The organism is Novosphingobium sp. CCH12-A3 (genome assembly GCF_001556015.1).
Lineage (GTDB): Bacteria > Pseudomonadota > Alphaproteobacteria > Sphingomonadales > Sphingomonadaceae > Novosphingobium > Novosphingobium subterraneum.
In genome coordinates this window covers 1-1,143 of sequence record NZ_LSIA01000091.1, presented here as the reverse complement: position 1 = coordinate 1,143, position 1,143 = coordinate 1, and the positions used below count along the sequence as shown (strand labels likewise).

Annotated in this window: 1 protein-coding gene; it reads right to left on the bottom strand. The window is 69.4% G+C overall.

Going from position 1 to position 1,143, the window contains the following annotated elements; all coding sequences use genetic code 11:
- Positions 1-66: 66 nt before the first annotated feature.
- The coding region (locus AX703_RS07225; RefSeq protein ID WP_062343454.1) for a murein transglycosylase A at positions 67-1,143 on the bottom strand (1,077 nt) is incomplete at its 5' end.

Below are 1,143 nucleotides of genomic sequence, written 5' to 3'. Positions count from 1 at the left end.
ACCTTGTTCCACAGGTCGGCCTCCTCTGCTGAGAGGCCTCGGGGAGCCCTTGCCACTATTGGACTCTCACTGCTGGCCGAGACGCGCCAGCGTCCCCTTGGGCAGGAGGATGAGGGCGCGGCCCCGTGCGCTCATGCCGCCGGCGATCTGGCGGGCTTCGGGGCCTGCGCCCCAGAAGCTGTCAAAGCGATTGGCACCCTGGATCGCGCCGCCGGTGTCCTGCGCCACCCACAGCCCGCTCGCTTCCTTGCGGTCCACCTGCAGCCAGATCGGCGCGCCTAGCGGCACGAAGGCGGGATCGGCGGCGACGGTGCTGCGCCCGGCGATGGGGACGTTGAGCGCTCCGACCGGGCCGGGGCCGGTCAATTCGCGGAAGAAGACATAGCTGCGGTTCTGGCGCATCAACTGCCGTCCGGCGTCGGGGAAATCGCGCAGGTACTGCTGGATGCCCTGCATCGAGCCGGAATACTGCCCCGGCGAGGAACCGATCAACCCGCGCTCGCGCATCAGCGAGCCTATGCCGGTGTAGGCATGGCCGTTCTGCCCGGCAAAGCCGAGGCGGATCACGCTGCCATCAGGCGCGCGCAGACGGCCCGAGCCCTGAATCTGAAGGAAGAAGAATTCGACCGGATCGGCCGCCCATGCCAGTTCGAGGCCCTTGCCCTGAAGCGCGCCGTCCTCGATCTGGCCGCGATCGTGATAGGCGGTGAAGACGCCGGCATGGTCGTAGCGGCCCAATGGCATCTTGCCGTCGGGCAGGGGCTGCGCGTCGCCGGGTTTGGCGCGGACGAGGTCCTTCGGCAGGGCATAGACCGGCACGTCGTAACCCGGCTGGCGGGTGCGGGATCCGGCTATCTCGGGTTCGAAATAGCCGGTGACGAAGGCCGCGCCATCGCCGACTTCGGCGGTTTCGAAATAGGTGGTGAAGAAGCGCGCGGATTCGCCCGCGGGCCAGGTGGCGGCGGCGGCGCAGGCGGGAGCCCAGTCCTCTGGGCGGGTGAGGCCGGAATTGTCGGTGCGCCTTGTCAGACGGGGGCAGGATGTGGCAAAGGCCTGCAGCGCGGCGGCGGTGTTATCAGGCTTGAAGCCGAGGCCTGCGACGACGGGGCCGCGCACGACGCCGGTGAGCGCGGCGGTGGCGGG